Below are 23,238 nucleotides of genomic sequence, written 5' to 3' on the forward strand. Positions count from 1 at the left end.
ACTTAATTAATCTGATTCATCACTTCTAATTCAGAGGGTTTCAAACCATTGAGATTTGAGATCCCTGAACCATCCTCACTACAATCGACTTCTTCACCGACATAAATTCCCAGGGATCTAGCGGTTTCCACCCAAAATCCGTTAGGATTGAGCAGTCGGGGGCTATCTGCAAACACCCGCGCCAGGGGAACGGTGGCGACAGTGTTGTTTTTCCAAGCCACCATCACGCCATATTTTTCCTCCGCAATTAAATCTACAGCTACTTTTCCGAAGGCTGTTCCAATTAATCGATCCAAAGCTGAAGGCGCTCCACCCCGTTGAACATGACCCAGGACAGTCACTCGCGCTTCTACCCCAATATTATTTTCAATTTCCGTGGCAATATATTCCCCAATTCCCCGCAGTCGCACTTCTCCGAGGGCATCTTTATAATATCGACTTTCCCCGTCGGCGGTTTTTGCTCCTTCTGCAACCACCACAATGGCGAATTTTCGTCCATAGAGGTTGCGGAGTTCTCGAATCTGTTTACATAGGGTTTTAATCGAATAGGGAATTTCTGGGATTAAAATCGCATCCGCCCCCCCAACAATCCCCGAATTTAAGGCTAAATGTCCCGTTGTCCGTCCCATAACTTCCACCACCATCACCCGGTCATGGCTGGCGGCGGTATAACTCAACCGATCTAAACAATCTAAAATCGTCGTAACGGCGGAGTTAAACCCAACGGATAATTCTGTATGGGCGACATCATTATCAATAGTTTTGGGAACACCGACTAAATTCCAATTGCCTTTTTCAGCCAGTTTCTGCAAAATAGCAAGGCTACCATCACCGCCAATGGCGATCAGGGCATCAAGTCCTAAATCATAATATCCCTGAATAACATCATCTGTATTGCCTTCTGTATCTCCTTTATTAATGGAACCTAAAATCGTTCCGCCCATACTTAATAAAGGATCAGTACCATGCCGTTCTAAACCATAAGAATTTAATACAACACTTTTCCGTTCAATGAGCCCCTGAGTCGCATAGGGAATGCCTCGCACTTCCCAGTTATATTCAGATGTGGCATGATTGACAACGGCTCGAATCACGGCATTGAGACCGGGACAGTCTCCTCCACTGGTTAAAATGCCAATCCGTTTACGTTTGTTCATATTTACTTTTGGCTGAAGCCAAATTGTCTACACTTGAATCCTACCGATTTTTTCCCAATTTGTTAACACCTTAAGCGATAAAATTAGTTTTTTTTATCCTTTCTTAACGTTCAGTCAAAAAAGTTTTTTTAGATTTCCAGACAATATCTCCTCTTCCTGAAATTTCTTCTATTTTATCTTAAAAAAATCTGGATTCAGAGGGGCATTTTCTTAAGATAACAGGAAGAATTAACCTGAACAATCAAGACTTGTGCTACAGTCTATCCCTAGTTGTGGCTTGAACAATCAGGTTACTTTTCATTTGGTCAAAAGGAGTAAATTATATGCCGTTAAGAGTAGGAATTAATGGGTTTGGTCGCATTGGTCGTTTGGTCATGCGGTCTGCCATTAATAACCCCGATGTGGAATTTGTGGGAATTAATGATTTAGTTCCCCCGGATAACTTAGCTTATTTGTTCAAATATGACTCGACTCATGGGGTGTTTCCGGGTACAGTAGAAGCGAAAGAAGATGGCATTCTGGTAGATGGACGTTTTATTCGCTGTACCGCTATTAAAGATCCCACCCAACTTCCTTGGAAAGAAGATACCGTTGATTATGTGGTGGAATGTACAGGGTTATTTACCAACTACGAGGGGGCTTACAAACATATTGAAGCGGGTGCAAAACGGGTGATTATTTCCGCCCCCACCAAAGACCCGGATAAAGTGAAAACCTTGTTAGTCGGGGTCAACCATGAAGAATTTGACCCGAAAGCGCATTTAGTTGTTTCTAATGCCAGTTGTACCACCAACTGTTTAGCCCCCGTTGCGAAAGTCATTCAAGATAACTTTGGGTTAGCCGAAGGGTTAATGACCACAGTTCACGCCATGACCGCAACTCAACCCACCGTTGATGGCCCTAGTAAGAAAGATTGGCGGGGAGGACGTGGCGCAGCCCAAAATATTATTCCGGCATCTACAGGCGCAGCCAAAGCTGTTACCTTAGTGTTACCGGAGTTAAAAGGAAAATTGACGGGAATGGCATTTCGAGTTCCCACCCCCGATGTGTCAGTGGTTGACTTAACCTTCCGCACGGAAAAAGCTACCACCTATGCAGAAATCTGTGCCGCGATGAAAGCCGCAGCCGAAGGCCCGATGAAAGGAGTTTTAAGCTATACTGAAGATGAAGTGGTTTCTTCAGATTTTACCACAGATCCCAGTTCCAGTACCTTTGATGCTAAAGCAGGTATTGAACTGAATTCTAATTTCTTCAAAATTGTGGCTTGGTATGACAATGAATGGGGTTATTCTTGTCGTGTTGTTGATTTGATGATTTCAATGGCGAAAAAAGACGGAATTCTGTAAATAATTCACAGAAACCGGGTTTCTCAAGATATCTTCATTTCCTACAATGAATCTAATACAGAAACCCGGTTTCTAAGAACTGGGTGCAGGTTAATACTCTACCGCCAATCTCCCTGAACTGTAAACGCTGCCCAATAATAGGGAGATTGCCATTTTCCCGATTTCCACATCTCTAACTGAGCCTCTCTTAAAGCGATAATTGGATTCTTACCTTCCTTCAATATCGGCTGATAAAATCGACTCATTAACTCAGAAGTCGAAGCATCATTAACACTCCATAAACTAACAACAACCCGCCGCGCACCAGCATACATAAATCCCCTAGTTATTCCCACTAAACCTTCGCCTTTCGTCTCTTTCCCTAAGCCCGTTTGACAGGCACTTAATACCACTAATTCCGCAGGTAAATTTAAGTTAAAAATATCTTGAAGGCGCAAAAATCCATCCTCAGCTTGTCCTTGTTGATTAAATAAGGATAACACTACTCCCGATAGTTCAGGATTAACAGAATCCAGTAAACCATGAGTAGCAAAATGAACGATTTGATATTCGGATAAATGGGGATTTTTGGCTTGTTCTAGGGAGGCTTGAAAGTCTAGGGCTTGTAACCTTTGATTTTCGGGAACTAATGCTATAATTTCCTCGGCTTCGGTGCGGGTATACTCCAGACGGCTATATGTTTTCGCCCCTTCCCCAATACCTAAATTACGCGCCGCACGAGTCAGGGCTAAGTTGTTGAGGGTTTGCGGGTTTTGTTGGGGTGCATTTCTAGTAACGCGAGAGTCATTAAGGCTGAAAACGGGGTCGGCTAATACTGCGACAGTTTTGGCTACGGTGGGGCGATTTTGTAGTTGTTCCCGTTGAATAGCAATGGTTGAAGTTGAGGGAGCGGTAACAATTTCATGCTCTACTAAAAGGGGTGTATTAGGTTGAGATGGAATGGGTAAAGCAGCAAAGGGAATATATTGTAATACCCCATCCCCCACAATTAATAAACGTTTATTTCCCAGTTGAGAAGCGACGGGTTTTAGTAATATTTCACTGAGGGGGAGTCCGCTTTCTACGGAAGTAGATTCATTCATCTCTCGCCAAGGTTGGGCAATTTCTTCTATTTCACTTTGTTTCGGTAAAACATAGCTGGTAATACTATTTTTAGTCACAGCCCAGAGATAACTGCGCTCTTCTCCCAAGGAATATTCTAATAGTAAGGTATCATCATCAAGGACTTTTTCTTGAATTTGTTGCAGGGTGAGAGGCTGGGGATATTTGAGGTTAGCATAACGGGGACTGGTAAGGCGAATTTTCGCTTCTAATTCGTCGAGTTGATTGAGTAAAGATTGAGATTGTTGTTTAATTTCATCAAGTTGTTGTTGAGTATAGTTACCCTGAGTGAGTTGATATCGTTGATTTTCGACCGTGTTGAGTTGTTGTTGTAAATTCTGTTCTTGTTCTAATAGTTTGGGGTCTACCCCTTGACGAATATTAGCACCGGCTTCGGTCAGGAGTTCTACCAGACTTCTGGCGCGAGAACGTTCGCTGGCGTGAAAAGCTAAAGCATCATATCCTTTTTGGGGGTTTTGTTGATGCAGTTGCATTAATAGGTCAATGTAAAATTGGTAATAATCTTGGACAGTGGCAAAATAGGATTGCCGGAGTTCCTGAGAACCGATTTTAGTGCGGAGGTCTTCAATAATTTTAATTGCAGCTTCAATGTTAGTCAGAGATTGATTAAAATTTCCTCTATCTCTTTCTATTCGAGCGATTATTGCTAACTCGAATGCTTGATTACTAAGATTTCCCATCCCTTGCCATAGTTGCAGGGATTGGTTATGGTATTTAAGTCCTTTCTCGTAATCTTTTAACAAGTAATAGGTATTAGCAGCACGGGAAAACTCAAGAGCTTTAAAATCTGGATGGGGCAAGGTTTCAATGATTGAAATTGCCTGGTTGAGATATATTAGTGCTTGATCTTTATCTCCTGACAAGCTATATACCATAGCCAGTTTTACCAAGGTTTCTGCTTCCCAACTAGGGAGTTTTTGAGCTTGGAATATTTGCAGTGACTGATTTAGATATTCCCGCGCTTGTTGGTAATTTTTTGACCAATAATAGATACTACTGATAGCATTGAGAATCTGGGCTTCTTCTGACTGGTTATTCAATGATCGCCAGAGTGAACGTGCCTGTTCATAGTAGGAAATAGCTTGTTTTGTATCGTCTAAAATTGTGCGATAGGTTAAACCAATTTCTGATAGCATCTGGGCTTGACCTGCCGAATCGTTGAGAGCTTCCCAGAGGGAAAGAGCTTGTTTTTGGTAGGATAAACTGGTATCAATATCGCCTAGCTCTCTGTAAAGTTGACCTAAAAGTTGGAAAGACTGAGCTATCTGATCTTTTTCTCCCAGATCTTGCCAAATAGAAATGGCTTGGTTGTAGTAATTAATCGCTTGCTGATAATTACCTAAATTGCTGGCAGTATTACCCATAAGTGTTAGCACGCGAGCTGCCTCGCTGTTGGAGTTAATAGCTTGCCAATATAAAAGTGCTTTTTCGTATTGAGTGATCGCACTCTGATTATTGCCTGATAATGTGTAAATTAATCCCAAGCCTTTCAGGGTATTAGCAGCATTTGCAGAGTCTTTTTCGGCTTCATAGAGGGTGATGGATTGGTTAAAATAAGCGATCGCTTGCTCGAAATTGCTTAGAGATTGGTACACTAAGGCAATTTTTGCTAAAATGAGAGCTTCTTGAGCTTTTTCTCCTGTGGTTCGCAACAGAGGTAATGCTTGTTCATAGTAAGATATAGATTGCTGTAGTTGATTCAATTCTTGGTAAGCCAGCCCAATTCTGACTAAAGAAGTGATTTGATTGGGAATATTTTTTTCAGCTTCAGATAATTTTAATGACTGGTTTAAATAGTTAATTGCCTGTTGTTGTTCGCCCAATTGGGAGTAAGCAATACCCATACTACCCAAAGTTTTAGCTTCTCCATGTTGATCATCTGCGGCTCGAAATAACTGGATCGCTTCTTGATATTTAGCGATCGCTTGTTTCAAGGATTCTACAGTTTCTTGATTTTGGAGTTGCAAGGCTTCAGCAAAGGCTTTTTCAGCAAGTTCTTTAGCTGTCTGTTGTTCGGTAGTAGCTGGCTGTTGTGCTATATTTGATATTGGTCTTTTGCCTTGATTAAAAATGGGTTTGGGTGTGGCGATCGCTAACACTCCAGGGAAAAGGAATAATATAATTGTTAGTAATACAGTCCCCAAAAACGTATTTTGTTTATTCATTAGTTTAGGGAATATTTTTGATTTTTATTTAACATTATTATACACTAATTTTTACCCTATTCTTCAGCGAGTCAGGACACTCGCACTGCTGAAGGGATAAAACTATGCCAATGTCAAGAACTATTTTTCGGTTTCAAGTATTTTCCAACAGATGAATTAACAGAATTTTGCCTTAACCATTGGGCTAAAGATTCTTGAGTTTTTTGGTCAGTTGCCAACCCTTCCATGATTTGCACAACCTCGATTTCTGGAACTTCTAATAAATAGCTATTCACCAACAAAAAAGTTGCCATTACTGCAAAAGCTGTGCGTTTATTACCATCAATAAACGGATGGTTTTTAGCCAAACCATAACCATAAGCGGCTGCCAGGTCAAATAAATCAGGTTGACCGTAAGCAAATAAATGTCTGGGTCTAGCTAAACTCGCAGAAAGGAGATTTTCGTCCCTGAGTCCTAAACTGCCACCATGCTGCTGAATTTGATCCTGATGAATAACTCGAACAATTTCTTCAAAAATCCATAAGGGTTCATTCACTGGGCTAATTCCCTTAACGCATTTTTATACTTTTCGCTAATCACTTGATAAGCTGCCATTGCTTTGTCAAATTCAGATTGATCAATAGTTGAAGAATTATCGGAGTGATTATTTTGTGCTTTCTCTGCGAGAGACTGCAAAAACACCAGGGCTTCTGCTAACAGTTCATCAGGTAATTCTCTGGCTAAGGTAACGATTTGTTGGCGCATTTCTTGAGTCATAGTTATTGCATAAGATATTTTAAATTATTAAGGATTGAGTCACTACTGATTTACATCAATCACAATGATTATAACAAAATCGAAGAAACTTTTAGATCAATTGCTAAAATATAGCAACCCTAAATAGGTTGTAATATTTTATCGTAGGGGTGGCGTCCCTCCCAACCCAGGCGCAAAGAGGGTTGGGAGGGACGCCACCCCTACAGGTTTTTATCACAATTGATTTAGGATTGCTATATCTGCTTTACTCATAAAAACCTGCTTCTTGACTGATTTCCATAATTTCGTCTAACAGTTTTTCCCTGGCTTCATCTCGTTTTATTTTGTAATCCCTTAAATCCTGTAAGGGAATTTTTATTTCTGAATTAACCACGACACAAGAAATAACTCCTGTTTCTAAAAGTTGCAACAAATTAGCATGGGAAACCTTAAGAATATTCGCTGCTGTCTCAGTTGTCACTTGATAATCTGGGGGTAAAACTGAAACGGTTTTCCCTGATTCCATTACTTGAATAATTTGTCGTAACAGCCGATAAATTGATTCAGAAATAATGGCTTCCTGACCATTATTAAATATTAATTTTGCGGGTGCTATTTCTGAATTTAAAAACCGAGCTATTTCGGCAATTTCTTCTTTCTCCCCTGTTGTTAATAAAAATTCCTGGCTTGATCCGGTTTTTTCTAACATATTAATATTCCTCTTAACTTATCAAATGTAAAAGCGTTCCTACGGTTACGGGTTGCTCAATCTTTGCCTGTCCTACTAACCCATCACGGGAAATCATTTTCACTTGTCCTGTACCATTAATAGCAGTAAATATTGTTCCCGTTGTCACCTTTCTTAAGTCAATTCCCCCTAACCATAATTGGGCTGTGTCCCCACTGACTGCCGTTACAACTGCTTGGGCCGGAGATTTGGGAGAATCAATAAAATAGGGCAGTTGTTGTTGATACCCACTCCCCACTTTAACTTCATAACGGGGGACTTGGTTAAATTTTTCAGGAATTTCTGGGAGAATATTTTGAAATATCTGTTTAATATTGTTGTCTTCTTGCCAGAGATAATAAGTTAGTAAATAACTAAATAGACCACATTGAAAACTATTGATATTTGCTTCATGCGCCAGTTGAGTGGAGGAAGTTGCCGCTAATACGACCCCTTTAGCTACCCCGGTTTGATAGCCTTTAACAAATTGTTCAGGAGATAAATTTAATCGAGATAACCACTGTTGCTGATAGCTTTTTTCGTCAGAAGAAACTAAAATATTCTTGCCTCCTGCGCGGGAACGCACCCGGACTTCTCGGGTTGCTCCCCCGGAAAAACAACTATCTAAAACCACCGTCACATTTTCGGTTTTCAGGGCTGACATTAATAAAAATAAGGTATGCCCCATAATATCTTGCACAACTCCCCCAACTTCAGGATATCCGGTGGGTAAGTTACTATTAATAGGAACAAAGGTTCCATTTAATCCTTGTCTATCTCCTAATCTGGTTATAATTGGATCGGGATCAAAAATGCGGGAACCATGCCCAGAATAGTGATAAACCACAATATCTCCGGGTTGGGCTTGTTTAATTAAATGTTCTTCAAAGGCGGTTAAAATTCCTGTACGAGTGGCTTCTGTTTGGGGTAGAATATAGATATCTTTGGGATTAAACCCGAAGCGATGAATTAACAAATAGCGTTGTAAATCAATATCGTTGATACATCCTTCTAAGGGAGAGAAAGGATATTGATTAATCCCTACTAATAAAGCTAATTTGCGGGGTGTACTTTGGGCAAGGACTTTGCCAGCTTGTTCAGCTTTTTGTTGGAATAGGAATTGATTAATTCCCAGAGTTGCTAGTGCTGAACTGGCAAATTTGAGGAAATGACGACGAGTATTACGAGTCATTTTAACTTACAATGAATCAACTGAATCAATTGTAGCAATTCAGAGGAGCTAATTTTAGGAATCAATATGAGATCGTTACCGTATTTGGAGCAAAAAGAAGTGGCAATATTCCTCCCTCTTGTCCAAGCACAACACCTTCAATAAGATCCTCCTGAGTTAAGCCGGCTTTGCGAGAGCAATTGGGACAAGCAATCACTGTTCCCCCATCCTCTATAAACTTTTGTAACCTTTGATGAATCGTTAAATCACCATTACCTTCTGTTGCTGGAGATCGCCGTTTATCAGCCAGATATACCCCACGAACATTAAGGAAGATGGTGACAGGCTTATGTCCCATTCGCAAGGCATTGTGGGCAATAGAAATCGCCATACTTGCCGTCCATGTATCATCAGTGGTCAAATTAATAAACAGTGCTCTTGATTCTGTCGCCTTTTCCGTAGTTTGAGCTAATGGGGTTTCTGAGTAAGCTGGTTTTGTAATCACACCCCAATCTAATAACCCAGCCAAGAGTGAAGCAGCAAAAACATAAGACAATTTAGATTTCATACAAGCTAGTCTCCTACGAACCCTTGCAGATACAACAAGCTGGACTGGTTCAGGACAGCCAGTTGCTAAATAAAAGAAGAAACTTAATAGACCCGACCCATTTTCGACCCCCTAGATAAACCCGTCAAAAGACAGTTTGTCAAGTTCCACTTAACCATATAGTCTTTACCGCCCACCTTGCAAAAATAGACTTTTTATTCAATATTTGAAGATGTTACCTTTGCTAACGTCTTATCCATGTCAGACTCAAACCCAAACCTCAACCCGCCTGAACGGGGATATCTGACGGTTATCCTCCCCATTGCGGTGGTTTTGTTTGTCCTTCAGAAAGCATTCCCCTTAGCCATTTTAACCGTTGGCGGATGGGGGTCTTGGCAGATGTGGAAATATTATCAACAGCGTCAACAGCATCAATTAGCGACCTTGGATGAAGTCTTTTATCGACTCATTCGGGAAAACCAAGGACGCATCACGGCGTTAGATTTAGCGATGCACTCGAAACAGTCGGGTACGAAAGTCCAAGCCTATCTCGACCAACGCGCCACCGAGTTCGCCGCCCAGTATGAAATTACTGATATTGGGGGAATGATTTATTATTTTCCTACCGCCCAACCTTCCGCAACGGCTGAAGACCCTCTCCCTTCCCCTCCTGTGGAAAACCCGAAATCCGTGGTTTTATTTCCAGTTAAACCTACATCCAGTACCGTTTTACCCTCGACATTGAACCAGTCGGAACTCGCCCAACGGTTAGGGGTACATCCGAATACCCTCAGCAAATGGAAAACAAAACCCGAATTTCCTGACTGGAGTTATCAACGTGACCCAGAAGCCATCCCTTGGAATTATTCTGCTGAAACTAAACGCTTCTCCCCCCAAAACCCTAAGAAAAAAATCGGTAAAATCAGTGAGTTAATGAAGAAAAATAAAGTTTAAAACTTCTTATCCTCCCTGAATTCAGGGAAGCAGTGCGGACAAGCCTTTGATTTAATGATGTTCTCTTTCTGCTAACGTTTCTTCGTGATTAATATCCAATCTGATGTTTGAGAAATTTTTTCAACCGGGTTTAACTGTAATTTATTCAGGTTATTTGCTTTGACTAAAAAGTAAGGTTGATCCAGGGTTTGCCATTTCGTTTTAAGGGTGGTATGATCAACGGCGTGAATATGGCGATCGCTATAAAAATTTAACGAAGGCCGTCCAAGGGGATGATCCAGATAAATTTCTTGTCCGAGGGGTGTTCCTTCCCGAAGAATAGCCGCCACTGGTTTAACGGGAAAATCTTCATTTAGTTCCCAAACCCAATAATTTGAAGTAAAAAATAGCAGCAGAGATAAATACATTCCCCAAAATAAAACAATTAAAAACTGTCTATCTTTTTGACTAATTAAAACGGCCACAAAAGAAAAAGTTAACATTAATGATCCGAAAGTGAATTGTAAATCTCTGATCTGGATAAAATTAGAATTAATAAAATAAAACATTCCTCCAAAATAACAGTATCCAATGCCAGAAATGATGGCTAATAAAATAAAAATGGGGACAAGCTGATCCGGTGTCGGTTTAACAAAATGTTCATGCTTTCCGCGTTCTACTTTTCCTAATTTCCACAGTCCAATATCTCGATCTCCTTCCCGCCAAACTTCCGCCAAATATCGCCCCACTGCTAAGGCTAAAGCCGGATAAATGGGTAAAACATACCAAGGTAATTTGGTTGTCATCACCGAAATAGCACCCAAATAAATCCCTGTCCAAACTAATATTAATTTAGCCCAACTTAAATTCCGATTTTGCCAAGCTAATCGTAATCCTTGGGGCCAAAATAGTAGCCAAGGCCAGCCATATTTTATCAGTTCTAATAGATAATACCAAATCGGCCCAGAATGGTTTTCAACCGGTTTCCAAACTCGTTGTAGGGATTGATTGAATAAATTTCCCAGAATAAATCCTTGTCCATAATGAAGCCATTGCGCCCCATACCATAAACCGACTGGAAGAAAACCTAATCCTAAACCCATCCACAGATAAGGTGCTGTTAACAGGCGAGGAGTATCCCATAACAGGAAGAAAAAGGCAATTGATCCCAACAATAATCCTAAAAAAATACCCTTCGTTAAACATAATAATCCAAAGGCTAATCCTGACCCTAGTGCAAAGCGTAAATCCCGTCGGGAACGTAACACACACCATACCAAAATTAACCATAAAAATAGAATCGTTCCATCTAACATCGCTAACCGTCCTTGACGGATAACAGGTAATAACGTTAGATAAACTAAAGCCGAAAAAATTGCCGAGGTGCGATGGCGAAATAATTCTAAACCAATGCTATATAATAAAGGCACAGAAATCGCCGTTAATAAGGCAGAAGGAAATCGCGCCATCCCTTCATTTACACCCCCAATTTGATAGGCAAAAGCGATTAACCAATGCACTAACGGAGGTTTATTAAAATAGGGAACTCCATGCAGCGTTGGATACAGCCAATTTTGTTGTCCTCTTGGAATTTCACGGGCGACTTGAGCGACTAATCCTTCATCCCAATCTCGCAAAGGGACTCCCCCTAAATGTAACCCATAGAGGGTTAGTGCTGCTATTAATAAACCCAAAAACCATAATAAATCAACCCAACGATCAAGGGGGCGCATTTGACGCAAAGGACGATTCCCAGTGAAAATTTGACGCGACATAATTTAGGTGTTGACGGTTGGCGGTTGACGGTTGACGGTTGACCGACTGGGGAAAACTAACAATAGATCACTCAAATTTGCAATCATTCCCGCTAAAATTAAAAGTGTACCTTGTAGCATTGGCATCCTGCCAGTGTACTCATAGAAAAACGGTTAGCGATCGCAATGGATGTTTTAGAAATTAAACGGGAAATCGAACTGTTATCTGAGCACCTGGGTAAAACCCAGGACTATCTTTGACCTGCCTGCACTTCAAGCCAAAATTCAAGATTTAGAGCAAATTGCAGCACAACCCGACTTTTGGGATGAACAAAAAACAGCACAACAAACCCTTCAACAGTTGAATGATCTTAAATCAATTGTGCAGCAACAGGATGATTGGCAGCAAGCCCTCGAAGATACCAAAGCCATCTTAGAACTGTTGGAGTTAGAAACCGATGATGCTCTCTTAGAAGAAGCAACAGCTACGGTTTCTCGACTCAACCGAGAATTTGATCACTGGGAATTACAACAACTGCTTTCAGGAATTTATGATCAACATGGTGCAGTTTTAACGATTAATGCAGGCGCAGGTGGAACCGATGCTCAAGACTGGGCAGAAATGTTGTTGAGAATGTATACTCGTTGGGGAGAATCTCAGGGGTATAAAGTACATTTAACCGAAATTTCTGAAGGAGATGAAGCCGGAATTAAATCTGCTTCTTTGGAAATTGAAGGTCGTTATGCCTATGGATATTTAAAAGGAGAAAAAGGCACTCACCGTTTAGTTAGAATTTCACCTTTTAATGCCAATGGTAAGCGACAAACCAGTTTTGCTGGGGTAGAAATTATGCCGATTTTGGATGATTCTATTGAGTTAGATATTCCTGATAAGGATTTAGAAATTACCACCACTCGCTCAGGCGGAAAAGGCGGTCAAAATGTTAACAAAGTGGAAACAGCCGTGCGTGTCGTTCACCTACCAACAGGAATTGCAGTACGTTGTACCCAAGAACGTTCTCAATTGCAAAATAAAGAAAAAGCTCTGGCGTTGTTAAAGGCAAAATTATTAATTATTGCTCAAGAACAACGGGCAAAAGCGATCGCAGAAATTCGAGGTGATTTAGTCGAAGCGGCTTGGGGAAATCAAATCCGTAACTATGTCTTTCATCCCTATCAAATGGTGAAGGATTTACGCACCGCAGAAGAAACAACAGCAATTCAAGATGTGATGAATGGAGAATTAGACGCTTTCATTCAAGCTTATTTACGTCAAGAACACCAACTCCTAGAACCCCAAACTGCCTAAATTACTGTAGGGGCGGGGTTTTCCCGCCCACCCTAATAATATGACAACCCTAAACAACTGTTACGCTCTGATTATCGGAATTTCTAATTATCAAAAAATAAATCGTTTACCGTCAACGGTTCTCAACGATGCCAAGGATATTTATAGTTTATTAACAGAACCTTCATTCTGTGGTTATTTAATTGAAAATGTTGAATTATTATTAGATGAAAAAGCCACAAAATCAGCATTAACTCAAGCCTTAACTGATTTATCAACCAAAACAAACCCAGATTCAACGGTATTAATTTATTATTCAGGACATGGAGGACAAGTTGAATTTGGCCCGACTGCTGGAGAATATTTATTACCCGTTGATACGGTTTATACCTCCGGTGCATCCTTAGTAGAAACCGCTATTTCAGGAACCCAATTTACAGACGCATTAAAAGCAATTCCCGCCCGAAAATTAGTTGTAATTTTTGATTGTTGTCACTCTGGAGGAATTGGTCAACCTAAAGATCCAACCATACCCGAAATCAAAGGAGGATTACCGGATAATTATTATGATCAATTAGTTCAAGGAAAAGGTCGGGTTATATTTGCCTCCTCTCGGAATACAGAACAATCCTATGTGAATCGGGGCGCAAATAATAGTGTTTTTACTCAACATTTAATCGCCGGGTTAAAAGGAGGAATTACTAGCAATGATGGATTAATTAGAATATTTGATATTTTTGAATATTTACAACCGAAAGTTACCGCCGAACAACCGAATCAACACCCGATTTTTAAATCTGATATTGAGGAAAATTTTCCCCTAACCCTCTATTTAGGCGGGCAAAAAGGGGTAAGTCCGGTTTCTCCTCAACCTCAAGAAGAATTCCGCTATGATGTTTATATTAGTTATGTGGATGAAGAACCAGATTCAACTTGGGTTTGGGATTTCTTAGTGCCAAAATTAGAAGCAGAAAACCTAAAAGTTGCAGTTTCAGGAGATGTGGATTTATTAGGGGTCGCACGGGTGATTAATATAGAACGGGGTGTTAAGTTTTCTAAACGAACCCTTGTCATTTTATCGAATTTATACTTAGATAATAATATGGCAGAATTTGAGAATACCCTGGCTCAAAACTTAGGAATTGAGGAAGGGAAAGCTCGTATATTTTGTGTTGAGAAAGAGGCTGTTGATGCCATTAAACTTCCTGAACGTTTGAAGTTAGGGTCTATGGCTAAACTCAATCATCCTCGACGGGCTGAACGGGAATTTCAAAAGTTAATTGAGCAGTTAAAACAACCTCTTCCTCATCGCAGTGCGTCAGGGCTTTACGAATAAATAATCAAAAAATCGCAAATTTTGGCATATTGTTGTCGTTGAGAGGTAGAGTTAACCCTTTTCTAGGAATTCCAGTCAGCCTATTCTAAGTTGTTTATCATCGAAATTGGTTATTAATAAAAATCGTGAAGTCCTTGTGGTGCGAGCGTCCCCGCTCGCTAGGATATAAAGTTTAAATGGGTAACAGCTTAGGAATTCCAGCCCGGTTTTCCTACGAATTCCAGCCCGGTTTTCCTACGAATTCCAGCCCGGTTTTTCTACGAATTCCAGCCAGCGAGGACGCTGGCACTACTTTACCTCACCCTGTTAAGTACCTAAATTAGTGATTTTGAAATCGTGAAGTCCTTGTCGTGTAAGTGACCCCGCTCGCTAGAATATCAAGATTAAATGGGTAACAGCCTATAATTGGAGTTAGGGATTAGAAACGTTAACACAGAATATTAGGAGAGACTATTTAAAAAACGATCGCAAACAATTGTACAGGAATTTCCTTTTATAGCACTGTAATAGAAAGCAGGTGAATTGATCGCATTGAATACCGTTTTCACCCCCAAACAAACCAGAGGGATTGCTATGTCAAAACAATATTCTGTATTTGTTTCCTACGCAGACGAGGATGGCGCCTGGGTAGAAGGTTATTTATTAAATGCTTTAGAAGAAGCCGGGTTAACCTGTCATTCCGAGGCGATGTTTCGGTTAGGTGTACCGCGATTAATTGAATTTGAAAGTGCGGTTAAAAATAGTGAACGAACCTTATTAGTGATTTCCCCCGCCTATTTAAACGATAATTTTGCAGAATTTGTTAATTTACTCTCCCAAATCTACGGACGCCATACGGATATTTGGCCGACTGTTGTGATTATTTTGCATCCTGTTCAAGAATTACCCATGCGCCTAGAAATGTTAGGGTATCTGGATGCGACGGATGCGACAAAACAACAGGAAGTCATTCAACGAATTTGTGAAGATTTCAAAAAACCAGTTCCGACTTTAGCCACTATTCCTGATTGTCCCTATCCGGGGATGGTTCCCTTTAAATCAGAAGATAGCGATCGCTTTTTTGGACGACAACGAGAAGTTAATGATTTAATTCAACAGTTACGATTATTTCCCTTTTTAGCCGTCATTGGAGCGTCAGGAAGCGGTAAATCTTCCCTGGTTTTTGCTGGGTTAATTCCCCAGTTGCAAAAAACTAATTTATTAGGAAAAGAACCCTGGCAAATCTATTCCATGCGTCCGGGCACAACACCGATAACCACATTAACCGCAACATTAGGCTGTGATCCAACTTCTGATGAAGCTATCACAACAAAATTCCATCCTTCCCAAAAATTCCTATTAGTCATTGATCAATTTGAAGAAGTTTTTACCCAATCTCCTCAAGAAGCAAATTCCTTTGAAGAAATCCTATTAAATCTCTATAAACAGCCTAATGTTTATGTTGTTATAACGGTTCGAGCAGATTTTTATCCTCAACTGATGGAATCTCCTACTTTCTGGCGAGAAATTAAAGCCCATCGCTCTGAAGTGTTACCCTTAGATCAAACGGGACTGCAAGAAGCCATTCTTAAGCCTGCGGAAAAGGCGGGTGTTTTTATCGAAGCGGCATTATTAGAACGATTAATTATCACAGCCGCGAGCGAACCCGGAGTTTTACCGTTATTACAAGAAACATTAGTCTTATTATGGCAAAAAATAGAACGGCGATATTTACCCTTAAGAGCCTATGAAGCGTTAGTTTTATCTTATCATAATACTAGCTCTAATACCAATAATAAATTAACCGGAATTCAAGTGGCGATCGCGCAACGGGCAGATGCTGCGATCGCTCGTTTAACTGATGAACAACAAATCATCGCCCGTCGGGTATTTTTACGTTTAATTCAGTTTGGGGAAGGGCGGGCAGATACCCGAAGACAAGAATCTGTAGAAGCCTTAAAAGCCAGGGGAGATAATGATCAAATCTTTGAAGAAACCTTACGTTATTTAGCAGATCGTCGATTATTAACCTTAAGTGGAAAAGAGGATAAAACCCGAAAAGTTGATATTGCTCATGAAATTTTAATTAGCAGTTGGCCCCAGTTACAAGATTGGATTATTCAACGTCGAGATGCTGAACAAACCCGTCGCCGACTCATTGCAAAAGTGGAAGAATGGGTGAGATTAGGGAAAGATAAAGGGGGATTATTAGATGAATTTGAACTGGCTGAAGCCCAACATTGGTTAGAGAGTTCTGATGCAATCGAATTAGGGAGTGATGATCAATTAGTCGCGTTAGTTGAATCAAGTAAAACGGCAATAGAGGATGAAAAACAACGAGAAATAGAAGCTCAAGAACGGGAGTTAAAACTCAGCCAAAAAAATTTATGGATTACTAGAATTGCCTTGACGGTGATTACAGGAGTTGCTACTGTTGCTATTGTAGTTGCTGGGATTGCAAAACATCAATGGCAAGAAGCAGATAAAGGTCAAATTATTGCTAAAATTGAAACAGCCAATGCTCGGTTTACGGAAAATCCTGATAGTTTTGATTCATTAGTCGCAGCATTAGAAGCGGGAGAACTTTTCAATAAATCGATTTTTAATCGGAATAACCCTCAACTGAAGGCTGATGTTTTAACTGTATTAGCTCAAGGAATCAATTGGGTTAAGGAACAAAATCGTTGGCAGGGGCATAATAACACAATTGAGACGGTTAGTTTTAGTCCTGATGGTGAAACCCTGGCGACGGGTAGTTATGATAATACAGTTAAACTATGGGATCAGAATGACCAATTAATTCAAGAATTAAACGGACATGATGATGCAGTGATGAGTGTAAGTTTTAACAAAAATAGTAACCTACTTGCAACAGCTAGTTTAGATCAAACCGTTAGGCTGTGGAAAAAACAAGGAAAAAATTGGCAAGATACATTAAGTTCCTTAAAAGATAATACATCCATTTATAGTGTTAGTATTAATCCCCAGGATAATCTTATTGCCACGGGGGGTGAAGATGGTAAAGTTAAACTCTGGACACCTGATGGAAAAACAAAACAAATACTTACAGGACACACAGAAAGTGTTTATAGTATGAGTTTTAGTCCTAATGGTCAAACTCTAGCAACGGCGGGCAAAGATCATACAATTATTCTTTGGAAAAGAACCCCTAAAGAATGGGTTAAAATGAAAAATTTAACCGACCATAAGGATGAAGTTTACAGTGTAACTTTCAGTCCAAATGGTGAAATGCTGGCTTCTGCTGACGCAACCGGAACAATAAAACTCTGGACATCTGATGGGAGGTTTATCCGAGATTTTAGGGGACATATTAATGAAGTATTTGCAGTGACTTTCAGTCCTGATAGTCAAACATTAGTTTCAGGAGGTCGAGATAATACATTTAAAATTTGGAACTTACAAGGCCAAACTCTGAATACAATTAAAGCCCATCAAGACCGAATTAATAGCCTCAATTTTAATCCTAAGACCCAGGCTTTGGTTTCTGTCAGTAGTGACAAAATGGTTAAAATTTGGCAGTTTAATAATACTCAAATTAGACAACTAAAAGGACATACTGCTGAGGTAAGAAGTGTAAGTTTTAGTCCCACTGATCAGATCATTGCAACAGGTGGCGATGATAGCCAGGTTAAACTCTGGAAAGAGGGAACATTCAAAGAAACTATTATTGAAAATCAGGGTAAAATTAAGGATATAAGCTTTAGTGCCAAAAGTCAGCTATTAGGAATTGCTAGTGCGAACGGAACAGCTTTTATTAGGGATATAGAGAAGGATTCAAATTACAAAAAACTCCTAGATCAGGGGGAGCAAGTTCGGAGTATTGATTTTAGTTTTGATAACCAAATCATTGCAGCCACAGGTTATGATGGAACGATTAAGATTTGGAACCAAAAAGGTCAGGAAATAGAGACTCTGAGACAGAGTAAAAACCGAGTTTATAGTTTGAGTTTTAGTCCAATTCAGATGTTAATGGCAACGGCGAGTGAAGATGGTACAATAAAACTTTGGGACGAACAGAACGATCAACGATGGAACGAACGTAAAACCATTGATAATGGAACCTCAGTCTACAGTGTAGCATTTAGTCCTAATGGTAAAACTCTAGCAACAGGAGGCGAAAATAACCAGGTTCAGCTTTGGAATTTACAGGGTGATCAAATTAAACCTCCCTTTATCGGACATCAAGCTGCTATTTGGAGTGTGATGTTTAGTCCTAATGGTCAAATTATTGCTTCTGCAAGTGATGATAAAACGATAAACCTTTGGACAGTTGAGGGAACTCGAATTGTGACTCTTAAGGGGCATCAGGATGAAGTGAATGATGTTAGTTTTAGTCACAGTGGTCAAACTTTAGCTTCTGCCAGTTCAGACAAAACAGTGATTCTCTGGAATGTTGATACTGTAACCAGTTTAGATCAGCTTTTAACCCAAGGGTGCAATTGGCTCAAAAATTATTTAGAAAGTTCCCAGGAAAATTCTAATCACCCCAATCAAGTTCAGAAACTTTGCTCTTTTTAGGATATGCTGAAGAAAAAATTAAAATTCATGGTATTTGTTTGATTTTATAATATGATGAAAAAGAAATTCGCATTTATTAGTATAAATATCGTAAATAAGTGACATAGATAGCCATAATTTTTTGTTCATTTACTGAAGAAAATAGGAATAAAGTTATGCCATTAAACATCAATCCATTAGGCTGGCTACCGGATTATCCTGACTCTAGGGATATGACACTAAATGACATGAGTGAAAATATTATCAAAGAAAATAGATCTCAAAGTCAAGATTGTACAGAATTGCAGATCGTAAAACTAATTGAACAACTTGTTTTAGATAATCCAGAACACAAAAAAACAATAGAAAATTTGAAGCAAATTATAAAAAAAGATCAGAATCAAATTGTGTTTTTACCATATCAGTCTGAAACAAAAGTTTTTTTGTATAGAAGAATGAAAAATTATTGGATTAAAGATATACAAAAAAAATTAGATTTAATTTTTGAAAACTGTAATCAATATTTAGACTTAAATCCTGAGTATTTAGAAAATTTACCCCTTGAAAATGGCTATTTTGGAGAAGCTACTCATCATCTCATGATCTATTTTAAGAAAATTTGGGAACTTCCTAGTCAAAGTAGTATTGTAGATTTTGATTATAATTCAGATCTAAAAGAAATAAAATATTATCAATATTTTCCAAATACAACTATTTATGGAATTTTAAATACAATTTATCAGGAAATTTCCCAGACAAAAAATAACAAAAGTCTAATTCAATTTGGTAATTTTGGAGAGGAGGTATTTGCCATCAAAGAAAAATTAGAACGATTAAACTATTTTACATTTTCACAGCAAGAAAACTATAAAGAATCCAAATATTTTTATGGGTATAAAACAGATTTAGTCGTTGAGTTTTTTCAAGGATTTAATGGCTTGCAAGCCGATGGTATTGTAGGCAAAGTAACACTAAAGCAATTAGAAGAAAGTGAAGTAAAAAAAGATGAAAAAATCCATAAAAGTGGGATTACATATTTACAAAAAAGGCTGTCTAAAGATTTTGGTAGTGAAGTTAAAGTCACTGGGGAATTAGATGATTTTACGAAACAAGAAATTAATAAAATTATTAAATCTTCGGATGATTCAGGCATTACGATGGAAAGTGTTAAAAAGTTTTTAATAGCAATAATTGAAAAAGCTGAAAGTTCCAAAAAATATTGCTTGTCTCAAACTGTTGTTTTTTCTGATTTAGCCCAAAATTACAATAAAAATAATAATCATAAAAATTCTACTTTATTGATGATCGAGCAACCTATTTCTAAAAACATTATAGACATTTTTAAAAAGGAATTAAATTTTATTAAGCCTGGGATCAAAAATAATGATTATATGATCATTACACCCATTATTTATCCATTGATTCAGTTAATTATTAAAAATTTATCCGACATGGGTATTCATGGTCAATTAGATTATGAAAAAATGATTGCTCAGGCTATAAACTTAATCAATACAATTCTAGCTTCTGATCAAAATTCATCATTGTCTAACCCTTATAATTCTGTAGAAAATTATCTTCAAGATCAGCAACTTTCAAATGATACGGATCAGCGTACACAATTTTTGTTTGAATTTATCAGAGGGAAAAAATCGGGAGAGAGTGAAGTTGACTTAAAGCTCATCTATCATTCCCTATCTCAAGTTGAAAGAAAAAGGCTGACTTTTTTGATTTTTATAACCCTGGATCAAATTGAATCAATAATTTCCGAAATAAAAGAACATTTTTTTGAAGTCACCAACAAAATTGATTTGAAACAGTTAATAACCACCATTAAGAATAACAAGAAAAATATTTTATGTCAATTAAAAGATATGTTAGACAACTCTAAATTAGAGGAAAGCGACTTGGATTTTTGTCTGGAAAAGATATCTAATAATAAGACGGTTTTGCGAATTTGTAATCAAGGACAAGAAAATAAATTACAAATTCCATTAGTATCTGAACTAGAAACCCATATCAAGATGTATCCAGCCTCTATAGTTCCTGTTTATTTATGTTTACCAGAATTTGTCGATTTAAGTCATTGGTGTTCTCCTATTAGAAATCAAGAACCATTGAACTCTTGTACCGCCTGTGCCGCCATTGCTCTAGTTGAATATTTTCAAAATAGAAATTGTGATGAATATACTAATGCTTCAGTCCTTTTTTTATATAAAGTTGCACGAAAACTCATGCACCGTCAGGGAGATGTCGGTGCATCCATTCGAGAAACCATGAAAGCGATGGTTTTGTTTGGAATTCCCCCAGAAGAATATTGGCCTTATGAACCCAGTAAAATTGATGAAGAACCCAGTGGTTTTTGTTACTCCTATGCTCAAAATTATCAGACAATTCAATATTTCAGGCTCGATACTCCTGGTCTTCCTGCTAGTGATTTGTTGGCTCAAATTAAAATGACTTTGGTAGCGGGTATTCCCTCAATGTTTGGGTTAACGATTTACAGTTCAATTTATGAAGAATTTAACTACAAAAGAGGCTATATCCCGATTCCAAACAAAAAAGATCACGTCGAAGGGGGTCATGCTGTTGTTGCTGTAGGCTATGATGATCATAAAATTGTTCCCAACTCAGTAGACGCACCAAACTCAGTAGGTGCATTACTGATTAGAAATTCTTGGGGAACTAATTGGGGTGAACAGGGTTATGGTTGGTTGCCTTATGATTATATTCTTAAGGGCTTAACATCAGATTGGTGGTCTTTGTTAAAAGCCAAGTGGTTTGAAACTAAGAATTTTGGTTTAGGGGCTAATGATTGGAAACATAATGATATCAGAGGGGATGATAAACCTAAACAGAAAGGCAAATAGTTCTAATTAATAAAATTCTTTACTTCAACCCCGGTAAATTCCAACTTTGAACAACTTTTGTAATCGCATCACGGGTGGCTTCTGCACCGAAACCCCAAGCCATTAATGCAAAATAATCCTTCCAGGGATTAGCGCCAAAGGTGGGATTATCAATGTATAATTGACTGAATCCGGTTCCGGCTAAAAAGATAACGGCGATCGCATAACTTGTCCAAGTAAATAACTTTAATCGCACTCCCGCTTTGGTTGTTTCCGGCGTTGAAGTTATGGAACGATTCGTTACTGGAGGCGGAGACATAACCCCAGTAAACCCAAACAGACTTTTAGAAATTACTCCTCTTGCTGAAGATTCATTTCCGATGTCTTGGGCTTTTACAGTTAAATCATTTAACTCTGTTGTTAACGCTTTAAATTGTTTGGGATTAGCCAGAGATTCAGTGGCAATTTTTGCTTCTAATTGTTCAAATTCAGGAAGGATAGTAGTCCGTTTTTCTAAGGGAATTTCGGCAATTAACGCTTTTAAATCTTGCTTTTGATTCTCCAAAATGGACTGATTCATCTGTTGAGCAATTTTTTCTAACCGTTCTCGGAATTGTTCGGGGGTTTCGAGTTCTGGAACATCGTTAATTGTCGCTTCTAAATCCCGTAATATGGCTTTTACTTCTAAATCGTTGGGATTTTTATCTTCTAACTGATGTTTGAGTTGTTGACAATAATCGAATTGTTGTAACCAATCATTTCGTCCTTTTACCCATCGTTTCCAAACGTTTTCAGCTTGTTCTAAAGTGGCGATCGCTTGTTCCCACTTTTCCGTTTGTAAATCCATTTTAATTTCAATTAAACACCCTTCAATATATTGTTTAAATCCAGCAATTTTTCCGAATTCTATATCTTCCTGTATCTGAGTTTGTAATTGTCCAACCCGCACTAAAATTTCATCACGGGGTCGTCCTTGGGCACGATAAACGGAGACGAGAATTCCTAATCCAGTTCCCAGGAATAATACTAATAAAGGAAGTAACCAAAAATCCTTAACTTGTAGGGTAATGGGTAGGGTTAATTCTCCTCCGGTATAACTAAAACGGATGGTTCCATTATATTCGCCACTACTGGGAGCTTGACTTAAATTAAATTCAAGCGGAATTAACATTTGGTTGGATTTAATCGTCTGCCAATTTTGCTTATTAGCAACAATCCCCGATGCTGGAAAAACAGTAGTTCCATCTTGACGATTCAAATCTAATACCAGCACCCGTAAATCCTGAATTGGGCTATTTGTTTGCACAAAAATTTGACGTGGGGGTTGTTTTTCGAGGCGGTTTCCTGTAATTGTAATTTGATTGGGTTGCAGGGTGGTTTCCACTTGAGCATTTGCTACCGTTGGGGATAAGAAACAAAGAATCGGTAAGATCAGTCCGGCTAAATATTTTTTCATGGTTGAAGGTGCAATCTAAATATTAAGTTAAAGGGTTGATTGAATCTGATGTTATATTAATCATTCATATTCTAAACGGAAGTTTTCAGGATTAATTAAATTTTTTTAGGCTCGGTTCGACAATATCGACGAAGAGGTTCTCAGGGGACTGAAT

General features: G+C 38.8%; 16 protein-coding genes. 6 read left to right on the forward strand and 10 right to left on the reverse strand.

Annotated elements, in window-relative coordinates:
• Positions 1–2: 2 nt before the first annotated feature.
• Positions 3–1,157, reverse strand: a complete 1,155-nt coding sequence (locus NMK36_RS05970; protein ID WP_072717257.1) for an ATP-dependent 6-phosphofructokinase — start codon at positions 1,155–1,157, stop codon at positions 3–5.
• Positions 1,158–1,480: 323 nt separating this feature from the next.
• Here NMK36_RS05970 and gap point away from each other — a divergent pair, with 323 nt between their 5' ends.
• Positions 1,481–2,503, forward strand: coding sequence for a type I glyceraldehyde-3-phosphate dehydrogenase (gene gap, locus NMK36_RS05975; protein ID WP_072717256.1), 1,023 nt, complete (start codon positions 1,481–1,483; stop codon positions 2,501–2,503).
• Positions 2,504–2,601: 98 nt separating this feature from the next.
• On the opposite strand, the gene NMK36_RS05980 is transcribed toward gap, so the two are convergent.
• From NMK36_RS05980 to NMK36_RS06005, 6 genes are all read right to left on the reverse strand, one after another.
• On the reverse strand, positions 2,602–5,790 hold the full coding sequence (locus NMK36_RS05980; RefSeq protein ID WP_254173285.1) for a CHAT domain-containing protein: 3,189 nt from the start codon (positions 5,788–5,790) through the stop codon (positions 2,602–2,604).
• Between the two features lie 113 nt (positions 5,791–5,903).
• Positions 5,904–6,326 (reverse strand): type II toxin-antitoxin system death-on-curing family toxin, encoded by a 423-nt coding sequence (locus NMK36_RS05985; RefSeq protein WP_026794820.1) that lies wholly within the window; start codon positions 6,324–6,326, stop codon positions 5,904–5,906.
• On the reverse strand, positions 6,323–6,547 hold the full coding sequence (locus NMK36_RS05990; RefSeq protein ID WP_254173286.1) for a hypothetical protein: 225 nt from the start codon (positions 6,545–6,547) through the stop codon (positions 6,323–6,325). The genes NMK36_RS05985 and NMK36_RS05990 overlap by 4 nt, the downstream gene beginning before the upstream one ends.
• 244 nt (positions 6,548–6,791) lie before the next feature.
• Complete coding sequence (locus NMK36_RS05995) at positions 6,792–7,235, reverse strand: DNA-binding protein (protein WP_254173287.1); 444 nt, start codon at positions 7,233–7,235, stop codon at positions 6,792–6,794.
• A gap of 13 nt (positions 7,236–7,248) precedes the next feature.
• A complete protein-coding gene (locus NMK36_RS06000) occupies positions 7,249–8,445 on the reverse strand; it encodes a caspase family protein (RefSeq protein WP_254173288.1) in 1,197 nt (398 codons plus the stop codon).
• A gap of 61 nt (positions 8,446–8,506) precedes the next feature.
• On the reverse strand, positions 8,507–8,992 hold the full coding sequence (locus NMK36_RS06005; protein ID WP_254173289.1) for a DsrE family protein: 486 nt from the start codon (positions 8,990–8,992) through the stop codon (positions 8,507–8,509).
• 237 nt (positions 8,993–9,229) lie between these two features.
• Between NMK36_RS06005 and NMK36_RS06010 the strand changes: the two genes are divergently transcribed.
• The gene (locus NMK36_RS06010) at positions 9,230–9,925 is read left to right on the forward strand and encodes a hypothetical protein (RefSeq protein ID WP_254173290.1); all 696 of its coding nucleotides are present in this window, start codon (positions 9,230–9,232) and stop codon (positions 9,923–9,925) included.
• Between the two features lie 71 nt (positions 9,926–9,996).
• Here NMK36_RS06010 and NMK36_RS06015 read toward each other — a convergent pair whose 3' ends face one another.
• Together NMK36_RS06015 and NMK36_RS28755 are read right to left on the reverse strand one after the other, a co-directional pair.
• Positions 9,997–11,679 carry an ArnT family glycosyltransferase gene (locus NMK36_RS06015; RefSeq protein ID WP_254173291.1) on the reverse strand — a complete coding sequence of 561 codons (1,683 nt, stop codon included), beginning with the start codon at positions 11,677–11,679 and terminating at the stop codon, positions 9,997–9,999.
• Positions 11,680–11,682: 3 nt separating this feature from the next.
• Positions 11,683–11,805: a hypothetical protein gene (locus NMK36_RS28755; protein ID WP_255528368.1), complete on the reverse strand. Its 123-nt coding sequence runs from the start codon at positions 11,803–11,805 to the stop codon at positions 11,683–11,685.
• Positions 11,806–11,844: 39 nt separating this feature from the next.
• On the opposite strand from NMK36_RS28755, the gene prfB reads away from it, so the two are divergent.
• The 4 genes from prfB to NMK36_RS06035 all read left to right on the forward strand — a co-directional run bounded on the left by prfB (position 11,845) and on the right by NMK36_RS06035 (position 21,649).
• A protein-coding gene (gene prfB, locus NMK36_RS06020; RefSeq protein ID WP_254173292.1) for a peptide chain release factor 2 occupies positions 11,845–12,967 on the forward strand; the annotation gives its coding sequence in 2 pieces (ribosomal slippage) (positions 11,845–11,916 and positions 11,918–12,967; 1,122 coding nt in all).
• A gap of 40 nt (positions 12,968–13,007) precedes the next feature.
• A complete protein-coding gene (locus tag NMK36_RS06025; RefSeq protein WP_254173293.1) occupies positions 13,008–14,282 on the forward strand; it encodes a caspase family protein in 1,275 nt (424 codons plus the stop codon).
• A 573-nt stretch (positions 14,283–14,855) separates the two neighbouring features.
• Complete coding sequence (locus NMK36_RS06030) at positions 14,856–18,800, forward strand: nSTAND1 domain-containing NTPase (RefSeq protein WP_254173294.1); 3,945 nt, start codon at positions 14,856–14,858, stop codon at positions 18,798–18,800.
• Between the two features lie 155 nt (positions 18,801–18,955).
• Positions 18,956–21,649, forward strand: coding sequence for a C1 family peptidase (locus tag NMK36_RS06035; protein WP_254173295.1), 2,694 nt, complete (start codon positions 18,956–18,958; stop codon positions 21,647–21,649).
• A gap of 19 nt (positions 21,650–21,668) precedes the next feature.
• Here NMK36_RS06035 and NMK36_RS06040 read toward each other — a convergent pair whose 3' ends face one another.
• Positions 21,669–23,084, reverse strand: coding sequence for a hypothetical protein (locus tag NMK36_RS06040; RefSeq protein WP_254173296.1), 1,416 nt, complete (start codon positions 23,082–23,084; stop codon positions 21,669–21,671).
• Positions 23,085–23,238 lie beyond the last annotated feature (154 nt).

Source organism: Planktothrix pseudagardhii (assembly GCF_904830925.1).
In the GTDB taxonomy this organism is placed as follows: Bacteria; Cyanobacteriota; Cyanobacteriia; order Cyanobacteriales; family Microcoleaceae; genus Planktothrix; species Planktothrix tepida.

Coding starts and splice junctions, on each gene's coding strand:
- NMK36_RS05995 (WP_254173287.1), bottom strand. CDS start 7,235: ATGTTAGAAAAAACCGGATCAAGCCAGGAATTTTTATTAACAACAGGG.
- NMK36_RS06010 (WP_254173290.1), top strand. CDS start 9,230: ATGTCAGACTCAAACCCAAACCTCAACCCGCCTGAACGGGGATATCTG.
- NMK36_RS05970 (WP_072717257.1), bottom strand. CDS start 1,157: ATGAACAAACGTAAACGGATTGGCATTTTAACCAGTGGAGGAGACTGT.
- NMK36_RS06025 (WP_254173293.1), top strand. CDS start 13,008: ATGACAACCCTAAACAACTGTTACGCTCTGATTATCGGAATTTCTAAT.
- NMK36_RS05980 (WP_254173285.1), bottom strand. CDS start 5,790: ATGAATAAACAAAATACGTTTTTGGGGACTGTATTACTAACAATTATA.
- NMK36_RS28755 (WP_255528368.1), bottom strand. CDS start 11,805: ATGCCAATGCTACAAGGTACACTTTTAATTTTAGCGGGAATGATTGCA.
- gap (WP_072717256.1), top strand. CDS start 1,481: ATGCCGTTAAGAGTAGGAATTAATGGGTTTGGTCGCATTGGTCGTTTG.
- NMK36_RS06030 (WP_254173294.1), top strand. CDS start 14,856: ATGTCAAAACAATATTCTGTATTTGTTTCCTACGCAGACGAGGATGGC.
- NMK36_RS05990 (WP_254173286.1), bottom strand. CDS start 6,547: ATGACTCAAGAAATGCGCCAACAAATCGTTACCTTAGCCAGAGAATTA.
- NMK36_RS06040 (WP_254173296.1), bottom strand. CDS start 23,084: ATGAAAAAATATTTAGCCGGACTGATCTTACCGATTCTTTGTTTCTTA.
- NMK36_RS06000 (WP_254173288.1), bottom strand. CDS start 8,445: ATGACTCGTAATACTCGTCGTCATTTCCTCAAATTTGCCAGTTCAGCA.
- NMK36_RS06005 (WP_254173289.1), bottom strand. CDS start 8,992: ATGAAATCTAAATTGTCTTATGTTTTTGCTGCTTCACTCTTGGCTGGG.
- NMK36_RS06035 (WP_254173295.1), top strand. CDS start 18,956: ATGCCATTAAACATCAATCCATTAGGCTGGCTACCGGATTATCCTGAC.
- NMK36_RS06015 (WP_254173291.1), bottom strand. CDS start 11,679: ATGTCGCGTCAAATTTTCACTGGGAATCGTCCTTTGCGTCAAATGCGC.